Source organism: Flavobacterium sp. 140616W15, from assembly GCF_003668995.1.
Taxonomy (GTDB): Bacteria; Bacteroidota; Bacteroidia; order Flavobacteriales; family Flavobacteriaceae; genus Flavobacterium.
Genome location: NZ_CP033068.1, coordinates 1,226,358 through 1,246,261, shown reverse-complemented (window position 1 = coordinate 1,246,261; position 19,904 = coordinate 1,226,358). Strand labels below are relative to the sequence as shown.

Here is a 19,904-nt window from a genome sequence, read left to right as displayed (position 1 = left end):
TGTTTAATTATAAGTTTGATTTTTAAAATTTTAACTTAAATAGATTATAGTCTTAAGCTCTTGTTTCTAAAGTTCTTATGGAGAATTCAATTTTAAGCTAAAAATATCATGTTCTGAAAATAGAAGTGATACTTATTCAATGTTTTTGAAGAAATTGTATAATGAAAGAAACAAGAAGCGATGCATTACCGCTTCTTGTCAATTGAGAAATTAAATTTTAGCCCAATTGTTATCTAATGTAGCATTACCTAATGTAATTTTTTCTGCAGAAAAAGTAATCTCAGTTACCATTGGAGTTTCAGCCAAAGCATCTAATTGCTCACTAAAGAAAACAATAAAAGCATTCTCAAAAGAAAGTTCTTTCATTACTTGCTCAGAATCGGCTTTGAAAAATTTCACTTTCCCACTTACTGGTTTGTGCTGACTGTTTACTGCCTGCTCAATAACAGTAGTATTATCTGTAGATTTTACTTTTAAATTTAATCTTCCTCCTTTAATTTCAGATGAAACTGCACCTTTACCATCAGTATGTCTTATCATCTCTACTTTTGAGAATAATACTTGATAATCGTTTCCCTCGAATTCTAAAATTGCTTTAAATGCCATAATATAAATTGTTAAATTGTTAAAAATTATTTTTTAGAAACCTCTCTCTAATGTCTGACTAATATAAACAGAAAAAGAGGTAGCCTAAACTGATCTTAGAATACCTCTTTTTTATACTTAAAAGTACTTTTTTGATTTACTTCTTGGTAGGAAGATGAGAGTGATTCGTAATCAATATTAATGTAAATATATGACTACAAATGAAACAAACAAATTATTTTGTACTATTTTCATAAAAAAATTAAAATCAATATAACGAAAAAGTAAGATTATAACTCTAAATTACCCGTATTTAGATTATCCAATATTTTTAGATAATCCCAACTTTTGCACTTGATCCCCTTTAAGTGCAAAAAAATATTTCAAAAAAAGGCATAAAAAAACTCCTTAAGAAATTAAGGAGTTTCTTAGTATAGCACCAGTGATTACAATCGAACACCTAATAGGACTGTTAGCGTTAGTTTTTTTGTTTCAAAATATACAATCCTCCATTTTTTATGATAGGCTCAACGATACCTGTGCTATCGTTCATATAGCCGCCAATATTGATATCATAATGCAAAAAAGCCACTTTTGATTTTGTTCTCAAATGCTTGGGTAATTCATATAAATATAAATCATTTTTACATTTGGAGTCTTTAAAATATTTTATTGCTTTCTCTTTGAAAAACAAACTTTCGTTGTTATAAGCAACTTGAAAGTAGGCTGTATTAATAAACGATGGAAAAACCCAATCTGGAAAATCAAAGAAACCTCCAGTAAAATAATACTCATCTTTTTTGCGAGAAAGCAATTCGATTGAATTTGAAGTTTGGTAATCCAACTTTTGCTCCTTTAACAGTTGTGTATAATACATTTTTAGATAATCATCATCTATTTTTTCGCCAATCTGTTTGGTTGAATAAATTCCGGTTTTTTGGTTTTTTAAAACAATTAACCTTTTATCGGCAAATTTTGCGGGAAAATTTAAAAAATCAATCTGACCAATAGTATCATTTTCCAATTTATTACTTCCAGAATGCGTAAACCTATAATCTCCTTTTTGTGAGAATAATAAAATCCAATAGTTTTTAATTTTAAAATACATTGGATAATTTTCGGCTAGATAATCAAAATTCCTATTGGTGTCATAAACTACCATTTCAGCATCTTTGTAATATTTCTCAAAAAGTATTTTAAAATCGCTGTCTTTAATTTCATTTTTAAAATTTAGTATTTGCGAAAATTTAGTATATACCAGCTTCTTTCCTGAAAAATCATACACTCCATTTTCAGCAAATACATACGGTATAAAATTTGCAAAATCAAAAACAGATGTAAATTTTTCTTTTGCTAAATCATCTGATATAATAATATTTCCTAAATAATTATATTTTGTTAATCCTTTATTATTAGAAACGTAATAATCATTATTAATGCTATCATACAATATTGGAAAAGTACCATTCACTGGTAAAATTTCATAATTTTCAGATTGCGGTTTTTCTATTAGGCTTTTAAAATTTTTATACCATTTTGGCTTAAAAAAATCATTTGTTGATATATTATGGGGCGTACATCTATCTAAAAACAATAACACCAAAAGAGCACTAATAATCAAATAATAAATAATTTTTTTCATGTTTTTTGTTCAATTTTAAGCTTTCGGAGATAAAATTACTACAAACTTGTATATAATTCTGATAACGATAAGATTTACTTACTATTTTGTGGATTACCCTAAAATTATCTACTTATGCCAAAAATTATTTCAAAAAAAGGCATAAAAAAAACTCCTTAATTTCTTAAGGAGTTTCTTGGTGGGCGATGAGGGGTTCGAACCCCCGACCCCCTCGGTGTAAACGAGGTGCTCTGAACCAGCTGAGCTAATCGCCCTATTTTACTTAGGTTGCTATCATATCCTGATTGCGTGTGCAAATATACAGCTAGAATTCATAATTACAAGCCTTTTTTTTAAATAAATTTAAAGTTTTTTTTACACATCTCTTTTACAACACTTTAATTACATCACGAAATGGTATAATTCTTTTGTAATAACTCGCTATAGTCATACATTTGTATTTATATATATTATACAATGGCAAGATTCAAAGAAAATGATTTACCTAAATCAAAAATAACCGCTACTTCACTCAATAAAGCAACAATAATATTTAAATACGCAGGAAACCACCAATGGAAATTTTATGTTGGATTGGTTTTTTTACTTTTTACAGGAGCAACGGCATTAGCTTTCCCTAAATTAATGGGAATGTTAATAGATTGTGTTAAGAACAAAGACAACTCCGAGGCCAATATGATCGCACTCGGACTGGTTGTTATTCTTTTTTTACAGTCTATCTGTTCTTTCTTCAGACTATCATTATTTGTAAATTTCACCGAAAATACGCTAGCAAATCTACGTTCGGCACTTTACAGTAATTTGGTAAAATTACCAATGTCATTCTTTTCACAAAAACGTGTAGGTGAATTAAATAGCCGTATCAGTGCCGACATTACTCAGATACAAGATACCTTAACATCGACAATTGCAGAATTCTTACGTCAGTTTATACTAATTATAGGAGGAGTTATTTTATTGGCTACCGAAAGTTTAAAACTAACCTTATTAATGCTATCTGTCGTTCCGCTTGTGGCAGTTGCAGCAGTTATTTTTGGTCGTTTCATTCGTAAATATTCAAAAAAAGTACAAGACCAAGTTGCCGAAAGTCAGGTAATTGTTGAAGAAACAATGCAAGGAATTAGCATCGTAAAAGCTTTTGCTAATGAATGGTACGAGATCGCACGTTATAACGGAAAAATCAAAGAAGTAGTAAAACTAGCAATCAAAGGAGGTAAATACCGTGGCTACTTTGCTTCATTTATTATATTCTGTTTGTTTGGAGCTATCGTAGCCGTAGTTTGGTATGGAGTACGATTAAGTATTGCGGGCGAAATGAGCGTAGGTCAATTAATTTCGTTTGTACTCTACTCTACTTTTGTTGGAGCTTCGTTTGGTGGAATCGCCGAATTGTATGCACAAATTCAAAAAGCAATTGGTGCAACCGAACGTGTTTTTGAATTATTAGATGAGCAACCAGAGAAAATAAACTCGAACCAAAATTCAACGGCTATCGAAAAAATACAAGGAAATGTAACGTTCAAGAACGTACAATTCAGCTATCCGTCAAGAAAAGAAATTATGGTTCTAAAAGATGTTAATTTTACTGCAAAATTCGGACAGAAGATTGCAATCGTGGGGCCAAGTGGGGCTGGAAAATCAACAATCTCTTCTTTATTATTACGTTTTTATGATATTGATGCAGGAGAAATCATTGTTGACGGAAAAAACATTTACGATTATGATTTAGAAAACCTAAGAGGGAACATGAGTATTGTTCCTCAAGATGTAATTTTGTTTGGAGGAACTATTAGAGAAAATATCGCCTATGGAAAACCAGATGCGACTGAAGAAGAAATTTTATTAGCAGCCAAACAAGCCAATGCGTTTAACTTTATTGAAGGATTCCCTGAAAAATTCGATACACTGGTTGGAGAAAGAGGAATTAAACTTTCTGGCGGACAACGTCAGCGCATAGCTATAGCACGTGCATTACTTAAAAACCCAAGCATTTTGATTCTTGATGAAGCAACATCATCATTGGATAGTGAAAGTGAAAAATTAGTTCAAGAAGCATTAGAAATTTTGATGCAAGGAAGAACAAGTATAATCATCGCACACCGTTTATCAACCATTCGTAGCGCCGATCAAATTCTAGTTCTTGACAACGGAGTAATTTCGGAACAAGGAACTCACCAAGAATTAATAGCGCTAGAAAACGGAACCTATAAAAATTTAAGTAATCTACAGTTTAATAACTCTTAGATTTTAAAATTAAAATTCATAAAAAAACTCCAATCAAAAAAATTGATTGGAGTTTTTTATATTAACTGAGACTGAGACTAAAAACTACTTCTCTTTTCTTCTCTTACGCTCTGTTTTTAAAAGTTCTAACTCTCTATTTGTTTGTCCGGCAACCGAAGTGTTTTCTTCTGCTCGACGGATAAGGTATGGCATAACATCTTTTACAGGTCCAAACGGAAGGTACTTAGCAACATTATATCCATTTTCAGCCAGATTATAACTAATATTGTCACTCATACCATATAACTGACCGAAGCAAATTCTGTGGTCGTTATTTTTAATCCCTCTATCTTGCATTAATTGCATCAAAGTATAAGAACTATTTTCGTTGTGTGTTCCTGCAAAAATAGACATTGTATCTAAATGCTCTAACATATATAAAACTGCCGCATCATAATTAATATCGGTAGCTTCTTTAGAAACACAGATTGGAGAAACATATTTTTTCTCTTCAGCTCTTTTATTTTCTTTTTCCATATAAGCACCACGAACCAATTTCATTCCTATAAAGAAACCTTCAGCTTTAGCTTGTTCATGTAATTTTTTCAAATAATCCAAACGATCCCAACGATACATCTGTAATGTATTAAATACAATTGCTTTCTCTTTATTGTATTTACGCATCATTTCAGTAACTAAATCATCGGCAGCATCTTGCATCCAACTTTCTTCACCGTCAATAAGTAAAGCAACATCATTTTTATGCGCTTCCTTACATACAATATCAAAACGCTCTACTACTCTATTCCACTCTGTTTGTTCAGCAGGGCTTAAAGTTTGTTTCTCACCTAATTTTTCATACAATTCAAAACGACCTAAACCAGTTGGCTTGAAAACCGCAAACGGAATTGCTTCTCGTTCTTTAGCAAACTCAATTGTTTTTAAAGTCATTTTTAAAGCAGCATCAAATTGCTCCTCTTCTTCTTTTCCCTCAACTGAATAATCTAATACTGAACAAACACCTTTAGTGTACATTTTGTCAACAACAGTAATACAGTCATCTTCATTTACTCCTCCACAAAAATGATCAAAAACTGTGGCGCGAATTAATTTCTCTACAGGTAAATTTGCTTTTAAAGCAAAGTTTGTAACGGCTGTTCCAATACGAACTAATGGTTGATTGGCAATCATTTTAAAAAGAAAATAAGCTCTCTCAAGTTCTGTATCACTTTTTAACGAAAATGCAACTTGTGTATTATTAAATATTTTTTCCATTATTAGGGATTTTTTTTTATGCAAATATAGTGAGAGTTTGAATACTTTTTTTGTTAAAAATTCATTATTTCACATCAATTACTACTTAAAACAACTAATAAACAAGATTAAACGCTATCGCGACATATATATAATAGAACAACAAGCAATTAACATTATTAAAATAATTATTTACATAGTTAGTTCTATTTCAATTTTCCCTAATATTCTACATCAGATAGAAGTATCCTGTAGAAACATTTAAATAACATAAACTATTTACAAATAGAATAATTTAAACAAATTAGAGAGCGAGTTTGAATATATTTTAGTTTAAAATAACTTATTTTTGCGCTTTCAATTAACTACAAACAACATGCAATCAATTCACGCCAATAATTACCCTATTCATTTTAATGAAAATGCATACAAAGCATTAAATAATCATTTAAACGAAAATAAGTATTCTAATTTATTCATCGTTGTAGATACAGACACAAATGAGCATTGCTTACCTAAATTTCTACCTTTATTAGAAACCGACCTTACTATAGAGATTATCGAGTTTGAATCGGGTGAAATCAATAAAAACATTGAAACTTGTATCGAAATATGGAAAGTACTAACTGAACTTGGTGCCGACAGAAAAACATTGATAATTAACCTTGGCGGTGGTGTTGTTACCGATTTAGGTGGTTTTGTAGCTTCTACATTTAAACGTGGAGTCGATTTTATACACATCCCTACCACCTTACTATCTATGGTAGATGCTTCTGTAGGTGGTAAAAATGGTGTTGACTTAGGAAATCTTAAAAATCAGATTGGTGTTATCAATGTTCCTAAAATGGTATTAATTGATACACAATACTTAGAAACTTTATCACAAAGCGAAATGCGCTCTGGCCTTGCAGAGATGCTAAAGCACGGATTAATTTACGATGCTACTTATTGGGAAAAGTTTTTAGACTTAAAAGCTATCGATTTTGCAGATCTTGATGAATTAATATACCGTTCTGTAGAAATTAAAAACGAAATTGTAATGCAAGACCCTACCGAAAAACATATTCGTAAGGCTTTAAATTTCGGACATACATTAGGACATGCCATAGAAAGTTATTTTTTAGAGAATGAGAACAAGAAAACATTACTACATGGTGAAGCAATTGCTATTGGTATGATTCTCGAAAGTTATATCTCATTACACAAAAACCTACTTACTAAAGAAGAATATTCTCAGATAAAATCGACTATAAAATCAATTTATGACGATGTCATTATTGAAGAAAATGATATAGAGCCAATCTTAGAATTGTTAATTCATGATAAGAAAAATGAATATGGATTAATTCAGTTTGCGTTGATTGAAGGAATCGGAAAAATCAAAATCAATCAATCCGTTGAAAATGAATTGATTCTTAACTCCTTTCAAGATTACAAATCTTAACTTATTTTTTAATAAAAAAGCTTTGCTTTACGTATATAATATTTTTTACATTTGCACCGTGAAAAAAAGTCAAAAACAAAAACAATTTGGTTCATATAGAAACCACGCCAATGCCTCATTCCTGAGGATATTGAACCGTTTTTACAATATAAAAGGAAACTTTTGTTTTGATATCTTTCAATGCTTAAAAGCTGAGCACGAGAAACTACAGATCGTGTTCGCAAATATTAGAGTTTGAATTTTAGATTATTTTATTGTTTACAACTAATTTAATTTAAAATACATCCATTTCAATGAATACAAAATATTCTGATTTAATAAATCAAACTTATTACTTTCCTCAAGAGGAATTCACATTAAACAAAGACAACCTACATTTCCACAATATCGATTTGATGAAATTGGTAGAAAAATATGGTACGCCATTAAAATTTACTTATTTACCTCAAATTTCTAACAACATCAACAAAGCAAAAAGTTGGTTTAGAAAATCGATGGAAAAAAATAAATACGAAGCAAAATACTATTACTGCTATTGTACTAAAAGTTCTCATTTTGAATTCGTAATGAATGAAGCTTTCAAGAACAATATCCATATAGAAACTTCATCTGCATTTGACATTAATATTGCAGAGAATTTATTAGAAAATGGTAAAATCAACAAAAACACGCACATTATATGTAACGGTTTCAAGAGAGACCAATACGTTACAAATATTGCAAGACTTATAAACAATGGTCATAAAAATACCATTCCGATTATAGACAACTACGAAGAACTTGATTTGCTTCAAGCAGAAATCAAAGGGAAATTTAAAATCGGAATCCGAATTGCTGCTGAAGAAGAACCAAAATTTGAGTTCTACACTTCAAGATTAGGAATTGGATACAAAAACATTGTTCCTTTTTACAAAAAAGAGATCAAAGAAAATAAAAATTTAGAAGTGAAAATGCTACACTTCTTTATTAATACTGGTATCAACGACAATGCATATTACTGGAACGAATTAGTAAAATGTATTAAAGTTTATGTAGCTTTAAAAAAGGAATGCCCTACTCTTGATGGTTTAAATATTGGTGGAGGATTCCCTATTAAAAACTCATTGGCTTTTGAGTACGATTACCAATATATGATTGATGAGATTATCAATCAAATTAAAATTGCTTGTGACGAAGCTGAAGTAGATGTTCCTAATATTTTTACTGAATTTGGTTCATTTACCGTAGGTGAAAGCGGAGGTGCTATTTATCAGATTTTGTACCAAAAACAACAAAATGACAGAGAAAAATGGAATATGATTGATTCGTCTTTCATTACCACTTTACCTGACACATGGGCAATCAACAAACGATTTATTATGCTAGCCGTAAACCGGTGGAATGATACTTACGAACGGGTTCTATTAGGTGGTCTTACTTGTGATAGTGACGATTATTACAATTCTGAGCAAAATATGAATGCCATTTATTTACCTAAATACAATAAAGAAAAACCTTTGTATATTGGTTTCTTTAACACAGGAGCTTATCAAGAAACAATTGGAGGTTACGGAGGATTACACCACTGTTTAATCCCGCAACCAAAGCATATTTTAATTGATAGAGACGAAAATGGATTTTTGGCAACTGAGGTATTTTCTCAAGAGCAAACATCAGATGAAGTATTAAAGATATTAGGGTACAGTAAAAAACAATAAAAAAAATCGCAAATTGCACTAAATAATTATAAAATTTATTAATTTGCATAACAATCTTTAAAGGCTTTCAACCTTTGAAATCATAAAAAAAAGAAAAAATGAAAGGACCAATTAGTCAGTTTATTGAGAAACACTATTTACACTTTAACTCTGCATCATTAGTAGATGCAGCAAAAGCATACGAACAACAATTGGCTAATGGTGCCAAAATGATGGTAAGTATGGCTGGAGCAATGAGTACTGCCGAAATTGGAAAGATTTTTGCTGAGATCATTCGTCAGGATAAAGTTCAAATTATTTCTTGTACAGGAGCAAATCTTGAAGAAGATATCATGAACCTAGTAGCGCACTCTCACTATGAAAGAGTACCAAACTACCGTGACTTAACTCCACAAGATGAGTGGGAATTATTAGAGAGAGGATTAAACAGAGTTACAGATACTTGTATCCCAGAACATGAAGCATTCCGTCGTTTGCAAAAACATATTTACAAAATATGGAAAGATGCAGATGATAAAGGAGAACGTTATTTCCCACATGAATTCATGTACAAAATGTTACTTTCTGGAGTATTAGAAGAATATTACGAAATTGACTTGAAAGATAGCTGGATGTATGCTGCAGCAGAGAAAAATTTACCTATTATTGTACCAGGATGGGAAGATAGTACAATGGGAAATATCTTCGCTTCATACGTAATCAAAGGTGAACTAAAAGCATCTACGATGAAATCTGGAATCGAATACATGGTTTTCCTTTCTGATTGGTATCCTAAAAACAGTACTAACGGAATTGGATTTTTCCAAATCGGTGGTGGTATTGCTGGAGATTTCCCAATTTGCGTGGTACCAATGTTGTACCAAGATATGGAAATGCATGATGTTCCATTTTGGAGCTATTTCTGCCAAATTTCAGATTCAACAACCAGTTATGGTTCGTATTCTGGAGCTGTTCCTAATGAAAAAATTACTTGGGGTAAACTAGATATCAAAACTCCAAAATTCATTATTGAGTCAGACGCTACCATTGTAGCACCATTAATTTTTGCATATTTATTAGATTTATAGAATAACTTTATGAAAAGAGTAATAGTTGATTACGCTAAACTTACCAACGAAATTTTAAACTTACTAGTTGAGAAATTTCCTGATGGTTATGATGATTCGGATGTTATCCGTTTTAGAAATGCTAAAAACGAATTAATAGAAGCTGTTGAAGTACGCACAGAAGACACTATTTATTTAGTGAAAATTAGTACTAAACTTGCTGATAGAATTGAAAATTACGATGAAGATGATGAAATCGACGCAGACGTTGACACAATCGAACCAATTAAAGGTCTTGATTTAGAAGATGATGCAGACGACGAAGACGAAGACGAGAATCTGGACAAACCAGATCTTGATGGAGACGACGACGACGAAGATAATGATAAAGACATCGCCGATGAGGATGATGACGAAGATGATGAAGATTAATTAATCTGAATATTTCAAAATAAAAAAGGAACTCACACATGAGTTCCTTTTTTATTTAGTAAATTACCTACAAAAATATAAGCCGATGGATACTGCGCTATTACATGCCAAACTAAAGGAAAATTTTGGATTCGAAAAATTTAGACCAAACCAAGAAGATATAATAAATACAATACTTTCAGGTCAGGATACTTTAGCTATTATGCCAACTGGTGGAGGAAAATCAATCTGTTTTCAGTTACCCGCCCTATTATTGCCAGGAATCACAATAGTAATCTCTCCTCTTATTGCCTTAATGAAAGATCAAGTGGATAGTTTAAAAGCAAACGGAATTACAGCTTGCTTCATAAATAGTAGCCAAACCGAACAAGAGCAGCAATTTTATATGGAAAGTTTAAAATCTAACACTATAAAATTGGTTTATATTGCTCCTGAGAGCTTATCTTATCTCGATGTACTTTTTAACCAACTCACAATAAGCCTAATAGCGATAGACGAAGCACATTGTATCTCGGCTTGGGGTCATGATTTTCGTCCAGCATATACTAATTTAGGATATTTAAAAAATCGCTTCCCTTCTACTCCTGTATTAGCATTAACAGCTACTGCTGATAAAGCAACTAGAACCGATATTACAAAGCAGCTTAATTTAAACAACCCAAAAACCGTTGTCGCCTCTTTTGACAGAAAAAATTTAAGTCTAGAAGTACGCCCTGCTCTCGACAGAGTAAAACAGATCATCGATTTTATTGAAACCAAACCCAATGAATCTGGAATTATATATTGCCTGAGCAGAAAAACAACGGAAGAACTTGCCCAAAAATTAAAGAAAAAAGGAATTAATGCCAAAGCATATCATGCAGGTTTGGATAGCAAACTACGTTCCAAAACTCAAGATGATTTCATTAACGATGATTGTCAGGTAGTTTGTGCTACAATTGCTTTTGGAATGGGTATCGACAAATCGAATGTACGCTGGGTGATTCATTATAATTTACCAAAAAATATTGAAGGTTATTACCAAGAAATTGGAAGAGCTGGCCGTGATGGGTTACCTTCAGAAACCATTTTATTTGAAAGCTATAGTGATGTAATTCAACTGCAAAAATTTGCTTCGGAAGGGTTAAATGCCGAAGTACAACTTGCAAAACTAGAACGAATGAAACAATATGCGGATGCTTTGAGCTGTCGCAGAAAAATATTGCTTTCTTATTTTGGGGAATTAGTAAATGAAAATTGTGGCAATTGCGATATTTGTAAAAATCCACCAAGGTTTTTTGATGGAACTCTTATAGCACAAAAGGCGCTTTCGGCAATTACACGTTTACAAGAAAAAGAAACCTTACCAGTTATTGTGGATTTTCTTAGAGGTTCTAAAAATGCACATATATACGAAAACGACTATCAGAATCTAAAAACTTACGGAATTGGCACTGATATCTCATGGTACGATTGGAATCAATATCTAATTCAACTAATAAATTTAGGTTATTGCGAAATTGCCTTTCATCAGCATAATAAAATTCTACTGACTCCTTTTGCTAAAAAAGTCTTATTTGAAGGTGAAAAAGTAAAACTAACAACTGTAGTCAAAAAATCTACTGAAAGTATAGAAATAAAAGAAAAAGCAACCAAAGCCAAATCTAATTCTCTTTCGAAATACTTCGTCAACTGCGATATAATATTGCAAAAGAAGAAGAAGTTCCTGCTTATGTTATTTTTAGTGATGCTGTTTTAAGACAAATGGAGACATTACGCCCAATGAGTGATGATGAACTAATAGTAATTGATGGCGTTGGAAAAGCTAAACTTGAAAAATATGGCCCTGATTTTGTAAACGCCATAATTGAGTTTCAAAAAAACAAAAAAAACCTCAAGTAAAATCAAAAAAAGAAAGCACTACCTATAAAGTAACACTAGAATTATTTCAGGAAGGAGTTTCTATTGAAGCAATTGCCGCAAAAAGAAAGCTAGGGATTTCAACAATTGCGTCACATTTAGCAAAATTATACGTCGATGGACACGATATCGATTTATCCGACTACGTATCAGATGCTGAAATTTTTAAGATAAGAGATGCCCAAGTAAAACTTGAAAACCCAGATACTCTAAAACCTTATTTTGATTTTCTTGAAGAACAAATTTCTTATGACAAAATTCGATTAGGTCTTGCAATAATCGAGAAGAATTATTAAAACGTATCATAAATATTACGCAACCAAATCTTTGTCAAAGTTTTGAACTTTGACAAAGATAAAGCCAAATTGTAACTATCCTTCGACTCCGATCAGGAAGACAAAATTGATATTTTAATAGCATATTTTTTAGAAATTAAGATATTCCTTAGCCCTGATAGGAACGACATTCTTTTTATTTTTTCTTTAAAAATAAAAAGATACAGTGTCTCAATAGCTATCGGGAAGCAGGATTAGCTCCATAAAAAAATCCTGTGAATTAGTACTTCACAGGATTTTAAATATCTAATTATAACCTTTATTACTACAAATATCTTTCTTGAAAAACTTTCTGATGATGCTTTTGGTGACCAATAATAACAAAACCTAAAGCACGAACTGACATCTGATTATTAGAAGCAGTACCAATTCTTTTAAGCTGTTCTTCTGATAAACTTTTATAGAACAATAAATTAGAATGCCTTACAGCAGACAATTCAGTTAATAAATCCTGAAGCCCTCTGCTATTTGCATTAGTATTGCCTACATAATCATTTTCATCAAAACTAGGCAATGCTGTTTTATCATTTCTAGAGAATCGTAAAGCACGATATGCAAAAATACGTTCGGTATCGATTATGTGCTGAATGATTTCTTTGATTGTCCATTTCCCTTCAGCATAACGATAATCAAATTTATCCATCGGAATATTTTGAACAAATCGTATAAAATCATGTAATGAAATTTCTAATTCTTCAATCAAATTTACATTTCCTGCTTCTTGAACATAAGTTGTAAATCCGCCTGAATATTCATTTTCTAATAATTGTGATGCTAACATAATAAATTAAATTTAAGCTGAGTTTCTACTTGCGTTTGTATTTCCAAAGAGAGAACGTGTTACTATCTTCTCATATACTTTAATCAATTCATCATCGACTTGATCTTGCTTGTTTAATTCATTAATTCTCAACAATGCATATTGCTGTATTGTTAACAATGGCAATACTATACGCTCTCTTATTTGAATTGATGCTTTACCATCAGGATAGTTTTCCATTAGTTCTTTATGCCCTGCAATTTTGAGCAATAAACGTTTTGTTTCTGAAAACTCATCATAGATAATTTGCCAAAACTCTCCAAATTCAGGATCTTTTCTCATGTAAGCTGTTAATGGCAAAAATGATTTCGCCAATGACATCATACTATTTTCTAACAAGGTTTTAAAGAATAATGAATTATCGTATAAATCCTGAACTTTTTCCCATTGGTTCGTTTCTTCAAAATGTCTTAATGCAGAACCGACTCCAAAGAAACCAGGTACATTTTGTTTTAATTGACTCCAAGAACCCACAAACGGAATGGCACGTAAATCAGCGAAATCTAATTTTTCTGACTTACTTCTTTTTGATGGTCGGCTACCAATATTTGTTTTTGAGTAATATTTTAAAGTACTCATCTTCTCTAAATAAGGAATGAATTTAGGATGATTCTTAAAACTTAAGTATTCTTGATACCCAAGTTCTGCTAACTGATCTAAAACATCTTTTTCTTCTACAGTCAACTCATTTTTACCTTTACTAAATACCTGATTTGTAACTCCAGCACTTAATAAATTTTCTAAATTATAACGACAAGAATCTAATGTACCAAAATTAGAACTGATAGTTTGCCCCTGAACAGTAATCTGAATTTCGTTATTTTCTATTTTTGGCCCTAACGAAGCATAGAATTTATGTGTTTTTCCTCCTCCACGAGCAGGTGGTCCACCACGTCCATCAAAGAAAATAGCATTAATTCCGTATTTTCTAGAAATTTCAGTTAGCGCTTCTTTGGCTCTATAAATACTCCAGTTTGCCATTAAATACCCACCATCTTTTGTACCGTCAGAGAAACCTAACATTATCGTTTGTTTGTTTCCTCTTTCGATCAAGTGTTTTGCATATTCAGGATTTGTATATAATTGCTCCATAATTTCATGAGCTTTTTGCAAATCATCAACAGATTCAAATAGCGGAATAATATCAACAGTTGGACTATCCCAGTTGTTTAGCCTGATTAAAGCAAAAGTCTCCATTACATTCAATGCACTTTCGTTATTACTGATTATGTAACGATTTGCTCCATACTCCCCATTATTCTCCTGAATAATTTTAATAGCTTGTATAGACTCAATTGTTGACTTAGTAATTTCGTTTTCAAAAACATTTGGATCCAGATTTCCTTTTACTTTTGAAAGTACTGCTATTTTTTCATTCTCAGGTAAATCATAATAATTAGCAGGAAATACTAAAGGATCTGACTTTAGATAATACGTCACAACATCTTTAAAAACAGCATCATGTATTTTACTATTCTGACGAATATCCAACGTTGCAAAATAAAACCCAAATAGATTTATTTTGATAAGCAACGCTTCTAATTCATCTAAATACAAGGACTGGTGCTTCTCAACAATAATCTCTTTAATCGTATTTAATTGTGTTTTAAACTCGTCTAGAGTGATATAAATCTCTCCTTTAGAATAAAAAACGGAACGATATAATTTATATTCAAGGTCAGATACCAATGTATCCACTCCTGCAAATGTCAATTTTCTTTTTAAGTTTCGCATCTCAACATAGTAACATTTAAGAATTGAAGTTCTTAAACGTTCTGCTACTTTTAATGTAATAGCTGTTGTTACAAACGGATTCCCATCACGATCTCCACCTGGCCAGAACCCAAGTTTCACCAAAGGATTCTGAATCGATTTGCCGTGAAAAATGTTTTTTTGAAGGTAATGCACTATTTCACCAGAAGTTTCGTAGAATACGTTCTCCAAGTACCAAATCAAGCTAACTGCTTCATCATAAGGATTAGGTTTTTCATTTTGTATAAATGGAGTTTTTCCTAGCTGAGCTAGCAATTTCTTGATTTTAAGCAAATCATTTGAACGAATAGCTTCTGTCAAATCATTAATAATTCCCAATACAGGACCTGGATAAAACTGTGTAGGATGTGCCGTTAAAACAGTACGAACATTAAAGCTTTCTAAAAACTCAATTAGTTCATCTTCCATCTCTTTAGCATCCGTTTTTTCTTTGATATCACGAAGCGAGCCTCTTCCTTCCATGTTATTTACAGTTGGAAACGCTGCATCCTCTATAGCATCAAATAATACAATTTGGCGCTCGATATATTGAATAAATCGAAACATCAAATCGATTTTATCTGTCTCTGAAGCATCATTTAAATACTTTCCTGAGAAAAAATTTACAATCTCTTTAGGTGTTTCTTGTTTTTTAAAGCCTGTTTCGCAAACTTCGGTAAATAAAGGAAGTAAAACCCCAGTATTATCAATAGAGTCGAATGGCAAAGTAATAAAAACACTATTATAAATATGGTATTTAGAAAGAACGTCTTGGTTAAAACGTTCTATTTTGGGAAGCGTATACATAATGTGTTATAGTTGGTTGGTTGTTAATAGTTAATTTTTCATAAAAAAACCCCAAGAAAAACTTGAGGTTATATTCAATATAGCATTCAAGATCAATTACATATTTTTAAAAATAGTATGCATCAATCGCTTTTTATCATTAATACTTTCTTCTAATGAAATCATAGTTTCTGTTCTATATACTCCTTCGATATCATCAATCATAAAGATAACTTCTTTCGCATGTTTAGTATCTTTTGCTCTAATTTTACAGAAAATATTAAATTTACCTGTAGTTACAGAAGCAACAGTTACAAAAGGAATCTGATTAATACGCTCTAAAACAAATTTTGTTTGAGACGTATTATTAAGAAAAACACCTACATAAGCTATAAATGAATATCCTAATTTATCATAATCCAATGCTAATGAAGACCCCATTATTATTCCGGCATCTTCCATTTTTTTCACTCTCACATGCACTGTTCCTGCAGATATCAATAGTTTTTTTGCAATGTCAGTAAACGGTACTCTTGTGTTGTCTATCAACATGTCTAATATCTGGTGATCTACTTCATCCAAACGAAATTTACTCATAGTTCTTTAATTAATATTACTAATTACTATTACAAAGTATAAAAATATATATAAAAAATAACAAAACGACAAAAAACCTATCCTTTTATCAGTCCATTAACAAATTTTATGTTTTTATTTAAATAAAAATCTGCTTTCTGGCTTGTTTTCGGAAAATTATCAAAATCATCTGTATATTCTGCTCCTTTGGCATCGTATTCAAAATGACCATAATAATTCTCTAATTCACCAACTTCAGTAACATAAGCAGTGAAACAAATTTTATTTTCAATCAATTCCTCTTTGTATTGTGCAGCAAAATTCGTGATTATTTCAATACCATCATAATTTATTTTGATGTTTTTATACATAAAATCATAAAAAACGACTTTATTTTGTGAAATATTCAAATATTTATTAATTCCATTGATAACTATATCGTTTTCGCTTAATGCTTTAAACCCTGAGATCAGAGCAAAAAAGATATATTTTCTTGTGATTTCTCTTTCATAATCATTAGGAAAATGCCCCGCCTCAAACAAAACTGTAGGCACTCCTAAATACTGAAACGTATCCCCTATACAATTAATATTAAAAGAATCATCAAAACGCCCTACTTGTCCTGGAATATAATCTTGCAAAACATCATTCATAGCTACAATCAGATCTATCGCCTTCGTACGCGACTCATTTATCTCTCGCTCTTCATTATATGCTGGAGCCAAAAATGATACTGTTGCTGGCTTCCCTGTATCGCCAGCTCCAAAAATTGTACGTTGATCATGTAAATTATAACAATAATGAGGCTTAAACTCTTCAAAAGTCGCTCTTAACACTTTACTTTCTGGTTGCGTTAACTGCTGCGAATCACGATTTAAATCAACTTTATTAGCGTTTTCACGAGTATATAACTTCGCTCCATCAGGATTTAGTATAGGGATACTATAAAAAGTAAACGTTTCAAGTAATTTATTCGCAAAATCAGAACCACTATTCAGCACGTTAATAAAGTCAAACAAAGCTTTTGTAGTTGTACTTTCATTTCCATGCATTTGAGACCAAAGGTAAATTCGAGTTTCACCTGTTCCAATTTTGTAACTATATATAGGTTCTCCCAAAACAGATTTACCAATAATCTCAACCTGATTATTCGTATTTAATTTCTCTAATAAAGGAGTTATTGCATCTAAGGTAAGATACCTTCCTTCTATAGTTTGTTCTTTATGTAAGCTAAATAATTCTTCTAAATTCATGTTGTATTGTTTGGTTTACAAAAGTAAACATCTTTATTTTTACAATTGTAAACAGTAAGTTTTTTTAATAATCTACATTTGTAAACGCTTATTTCTTCCAAATAGCATTGCTCAATCTTCTTTTTAGTGACATTTGTTACTCCCTTACAAAAACACATCCAAACAAATAATTACTAAGCACTTATACAACATTAATTAAAGCTTAAGTATTAACCAAATACGGCGAATTACACTATTTACAATTGTATAATTGGTATTTTACCCTATTTTAATTACATTTGTAAACCGTCTTAATTTAAAAAACAATTTACAATGGTAAACATCGAGGATTTTATAAAAAGATTGGAAATCATATTAGAATATTATGGCTTAAGCGCCTCTTCATTTGCGGATAAAATTGGAGTACAACGCTCTAGTATGTCCCACCTCCTTTCGGGCAGAAACAAACCTAGCTTAGATTTTATATTAAAAATTATTGAGGTTTTTCCCGATATAGATTTGTATTGGGTTTTAAACGGAAAAGGATCTTTCCCTAAAAACGAAAATGAAGAAGTTACAACAAATCCAATTCCACAAGAAATCGAACAACCCATTGCTCCTATTTTCTCAAATAGCAATTTCATCCCTGAAGATTTATTTTTAGAGATCGAAAAAACGAATGAGAAAAATGAGAAAAAAATAATTGAAGAAAATGCTCCAGAAATAAAAAACACAATTTCCAATACCTCTTCTGGAGAAATAGAGAAAATTGTGTTCTTTTATAAAAACGGAACATTTAAAGCGTACATACCTTAAATTTATATTTTGTGTGCTTTTGAAAATTTTAAGCTTTTTCGTTTGCACAATTCTGAGAATTATTAAAAGATTCTATAACTGAAATCCATTAGCTGGAATTTTCCCCACGACTCCTTTATAGTGTTGTTTTAAAATTTCTATGTCAATATCATAATTTCCTGTTGGATAAAACGGCTTACCTAGATTAACTTCTTTTTTACCCCAATCAAAAGCTACTGGGACAATTGGCACATTTGCTTTTAAAGCGATATAATAAAACCCCGTTCTAATTTCTGAAACTTTTTTACGAGTTCCCTCTGGAGCAACTGCTAAACGAAAGGTTTCTTTTCTATCAAAAATAGCAGCGATCGAATCTACTTTATTCAAACCTCCTGATCTATCTAGCGGTTCTCCTCCTACACTTCTGAAATAATATCCAAAAGGAAATTTAAATAATTCTTTCTTTCCTACCCAATTCATTTCTAATCCAGAAATACCTCGAGTGAAAATTCCTAAATAAAAATCATGATTACTTGTATGAGGCATTACCATCAACACGCATTTTTTCACTTCAGCATTTTCAATCCCTACAATTTTCCATCCCATTAATTTAAAAAAGATGAATTTATATAATTGTTTCTTCATTAATTTTATTTTAACCTGCAAAATAAATAATTTAAATCTTAAATTTGGTAAAAACGCATACCAATGATTAAGAAAATATTCAGTTACCTTGTTCCTATAAAAATATTTGAAAAAAAATCTGCTCGTAGCAAAGCCATCGAAGTTACATGGGCAAACGGCGAATTAGTTTTAGATTCTGAAAATACCAATTACTCTTACGGAAGTTTACAACGCATCTTGAGGTACGGTTTAAAAAATATTGGCTTTGATAAAATTCTCTCAATGAAAGAAATCTTACTTCTGGGAGTAGCTGGAGGAAGTGTTATCAAAACTCTGGTTGATGAAATAAAATACGAAGGCAAAATAACTGGAGTCGAAATTGATCCCGATATTCTTGAAATCGCTAATAAATATTTCAATTTAAATAAAATTAAGCAACTCGAAATTATTATTGATGATGCATTTGAGTTTGTTTTAAAAACAAATAAAAAATACGACCTTATAATAATCGATGTTTTTGAAGACACCACAATGCCTAACTTTTTATTTGAAAGCTTCTTTAGTAATAGAGTTTCTGATCTTTTAAAAAAAAATGGGTTTGTACTTTTTAATACTATGATTTTAAACGAAACTCACAATATCAGAAATAAAAAATATATTTCGGAAATAAACAATCAGCATATTGTTAAAATGCTGCCCCGTATTGAAGAACACAATGAATTAATTATTATCGAAAAATTAGCCTAGCTTGATTTATATTAA

General features: G+C 31.1%; 15 protein-coding genes, 1 tRNA gene and 1 pseudogene. 8 read left to right on the top strand and 9 right to left on the bottom strand.

Annotation, left to right across the window (positions count from 1 at the left end; translation table 11 throughout):
- Positions 1-210 precede the first annotated feature (210 nt).
- From tssD to EAG11_RS05400, 3 genes are all read right to left on the bottom strand, one after another.
- A complete protein-coding gene (gene tssD, locus EAG11_RS05410) occupies positions 211-606 on the bottom strand; it encodes a type VI secretion system tube protein TssD (protein ID WP_129538256.1) in 396 nt (131 codons plus the stop codon).
- 457 nt (positions 607-1,063) lie between these two features.
- Entirely contained in the window at positions 1,064-2,227 is a 1,164-nt protein-coding gene (locus tag EAG11_RS05405) for a hypothetical protein (RefSeq protein ID WP_129538255.1), read from the bottom strand.
- A gap of 176 nt (positions 2,228-2,403) precedes the next feature.
- Positions 2,404-2,481 (bottom strand) — tRNA-Val (locus EAG11_RS05400).
- A gap of 202 nt (positions 2,482-2,683) precedes the next feature.
- Here EAG11_RS05400 and EAG11_RS05395 point away from each other — a divergent pair.
- A complete protein-coding gene (locus EAG11_RS05395; protein WP_129538254.1) occupies positions 2,684-4,471 on the top strand; it encodes an ABC transporter ATP-binding protein in 1,788 nt (595 codons plus the stop codon).
- A gap of 84 nt (positions 4,472-4,555) precedes the next feature.
- Here EAG11_RS05395 and EAG11_RS05390 read toward each other — a convergent pair whose 3' ends face one another.
- Positions 4,556-5,725 (bottom strand): proline dehydrogenase family protein, encoded by a 1,170-nt coding sequence (locus EAG11_RS05390; protein WP_129538253.1) that lies wholly within the window; start codon positions 5,723-5,725, stop codon positions 4,556-4,558.
- A 355-nt stretch (positions 5,726-6,080) separates the two neighbouring features.
- Here EAG11_RS05390 and aroB point away from each other — a divergent pair, with 355 nt between their 5' ends.
- The 5 genes and pseudogenes from aroB to recQ all read left to right on the top strand — a co-directional run bounded on the left by aroB (position 6,081) and on the right by recQ (position 12,518).
- Positions 6,081-7,148, top strand: a complete 1,068-nt coding sequence (aroB, locus tag EAG11_RS05385) for a 3-dehydroquinate synthase (protein ID WP_129538252.1) — start codon at positions 6,081-6,083, stop codon at positions 7,146-7,148.
- 293 nt (positions 7,149-7,441) lie between these two features.
- Positions 7,442-8,845 carry an arginine decarboxylase gene (locus EAG11_RS05380; protein ID WP_129538251.1) on the top strand — a complete coding sequence of 468 codons (1,404 nt, stop codon included), beginning with the start codon at positions 7,442-7,444 and terminating at the stop codon, positions 8,843-8,845.
- A gap of 98 nt (positions 8,846-8,943) precedes the next feature.
- Positions 8,944-9,912, top strand: a complete 969-nt coding sequence (locus tag EAG11_RS05375; RefSeq protein WP_129538250.1) for a deoxyhypusine synthase family protein — start codon at positions 8,944-8,946, stop codon at positions 9,910-9,912.
- A gap of 9 nt (positions 9,913-9,921) precedes the next feature.
- Positions 9,922-10,323, top strand: coding sequence for a DNA primase (locus EAG11_RS21645; RefSeq protein WP_164998656.1), 402 nt, complete (start codon positions 9,922-9,924; stop codon positions 10,321-10,323).
- 85 nt (positions 10,324-10,408) lie between these two features.
- Positions 10,409-12,518 (top strand): annotated as a pseudogene (gene recQ, locus EAG11_RS05365) (DNA helicase RecQ).
- 304 nt (positions 12,519-12,822) lie between these two features.
- Here recQ and EAG11_RS05360 read toward each other — a convergent pair.
- From EAG11_RS05360 to EAG11_RS05345, 4 genes are all read right to left on the bottom strand, one after another.
- Positions 12,823-13,338, bottom strand: coding sequence for a DinB family protein (locus EAG11_RS05360; protein ID WP_129538249.1), 516 nt, complete (start codon positions 13,336-13,338; stop codon positions 12,823-12,825).
- A 12-nt stretch (positions 13,339-13,350) separates the two neighbouring features.
- A complete protein-coding gene (locus tag EAG11_RS05355) occupies positions 13,351-15,936 on the bottom strand; it encodes a phosphoenolpyruvate carboxylase (protein WP_129538248.1) in 2,586 nt (861 codons plus the stop codon).
- Positions 15,937-16,032: 96 nt separating this feature from the next.
- Complete coding sequence (locus tag EAG11_RS05350; protein WP_007805990.1) at positions 16,033-16,512, bottom strand: Lrp/AsnC family transcriptional regulator; 480 nt, start codon at positions 16,510-16,512, stop codon at positions 16,033-16,035.
- Positions 16,513-16,589: 77 nt separating this feature from the next.
- The gene (locus EAG11_RS05345; RefSeq protein ID WP_129538247.1) at positions 16,590-17,744 is read right to left on the bottom strand and encodes a M14 metallopeptidase family protein; all 1,155 of its coding nucleotides are present in this window, start codon (positions 17,742-17,744) and stop codon (positions 16,590-16,592) included.
- A 312-nt stretch (positions 17,745-18,056) separates the two neighbouring features.
- Here EAG11_RS05345 and EAG11_RS05340 point away from each other — a divergent pair, with 312 nt between their 5' ends.
- On the top strand, positions 18,057-18,539 hold the full coding sequence (locus EAG11_RS05340) for a helix-turn-helix transcriptional regulator (protein ID WP_129538246.1): 483 nt from the start codon (positions 18,057-18,059) through the stop codon (positions 18,537-18,539).
- A gap of 72 nt (positions 18,540-18,611) precedes the next feature.
- On the opposite strand, the gene EAG11_RS05335 is transcribed toward EAG11_RS05340, so the two are convergent.
- Positions 18,612-19,163 carry a 1-acyl-sn-glycerol-3-phosphate acyltransferase gene (locus EAG11_RS05335; RefSeq protein WP_129538245.1) on the bottom strand — a complete coding sequence of 184 codons (552 nt, stop codon included), beginning with the start codon at positions 19,161-19,163 and terminating at the stop codon, positions 18,612-18,614.
- Positions 19,164-19,226: 63 nt separating this feature from the next.
- Between EAG11_RS05335 and EAG11_RS05330 the strand changes: the two genes are divergently transcribed.
- Entirely contained in the window at positions 19,227-19,889 is a 663-nt protein-coding gene (locus tag EAG11_RS05330; RefSeq protein WP_129538244.1) for a spermidine synthase, read from the top strand.
- The last annotated feature ends 15 nt before the right edge of the window (positions 19,890-19,904 follow it).

What these genes read in the sequence shown, in the direction of transcription:
- tssD (WP_129538256.1), bottom strand. Translation starts at nt 606, where the DNA reads ATGGCATTTAAAGCAATTTTAGAATTCGAGGGAAACGATTATCAAGTA.
- EAG11_RS05405 (WP_129538255.1), bottom strand. Translation starts at nt 2,227, where the DNA reads ATGAAAAAAATTATTTATTATTTGATTATTAGTGCTCTTTTGGTGTTA.
- EAG11_RS05395 (WP_129538254.1), top strand. Translation starts at nt 2,684, where the DNA reads ATGGCAAGATTCAAAGAAAATGATTTACCTAAATCAAAAATAACCGCT.
- EAG11_RS05390 (WP_129538253.1), bottom strand. Translation starts at nt 5,725, where the DNA reads ATGGAAAAAATATTTAATAATACACAAGTTGCATTTTCGTTAAAAAGT.
- aroB (WP_129538252.1), top strand. Translation starts at nt 6,081, where the DNA reads ATGCAATCAATTCACGCCAATAATTACCCTATTCATTTTAATGAAAAT.
- EAG11_RS05380 (WP_129538251.1), top strand. Translation starts at nt 7,442, where the DNA reads ATGAATACAAAATATTCTGATTTAATAAATCAAACTTATTACTTTCCT.
- EAG11_RS05375 (WP_129538250.1), top strand. Translation starts at nt 8,944, where the DNA reads ATGAAAGGACCAATTAGTCAGTTTATTGAGAAACACTATTTACACTTT.
- EAG11_RS21645 (WP_164998656.1), top strand. Translation starts at nt 9,922, where the DNA reads ATGAAAAGAGTAATAGTTGATTACGCTAAACTTACCAACGAAATTTTA.
- EAG11_RS05360 (WP_129538249.1), bottom strand. Translation starts at nt 13,338, where the DNA reads ATGTTAGCATCACAATTATTAGAAAATGAATATTCAGGCGGATTTACA.
- EAG11_RS05355 (WP_129538248.1), bottom strand. Translation starts at nt 15,936, where the DNA reads ATGTATACGCTTCCCAAAATAGAACGTTTTAACCAAGACGTTCTTTCT.
- EAG11_RS05350 (WP_007805990.1), bottom strand. Translation starts at nt 16,512, where the DNA reads ATGAGTAAATTTCGTTTGGATGAAGTAGATCACCAGATATTAGACATG.
- EAG11_RS05345 (WP_129538247.1), bottom strand. Translation starts at nt 17,744, where the DNA reads ATGAATTTAGAAGAATTATTTAGCTTACATAAAGAACAAACTATAGAA.
- EAG11_RS05340 (WP_129538246.1), top strand. Translation starts at nt 18,057, where the DNA reads ATGGTAAACATCGAGGATTTTATAAAAAGATTGGAAATCATATTAGAA.
- EAG11_RS05335 (WP_129538245.1), bottom strand. Translation starts at nt 19,163, where the DNA reads ATGAAGAAACAATTATATAAATTCATCTTTTTTAAATTAATGGGATGG.
- EAG11_RS05330 (WP_129538244.1), top strand. Translation starts at nt 19,227, where the DNA reads ATGATTAAGAAAATATTCAGTTACCTTGTTCCTATAAAAATATTTGAA.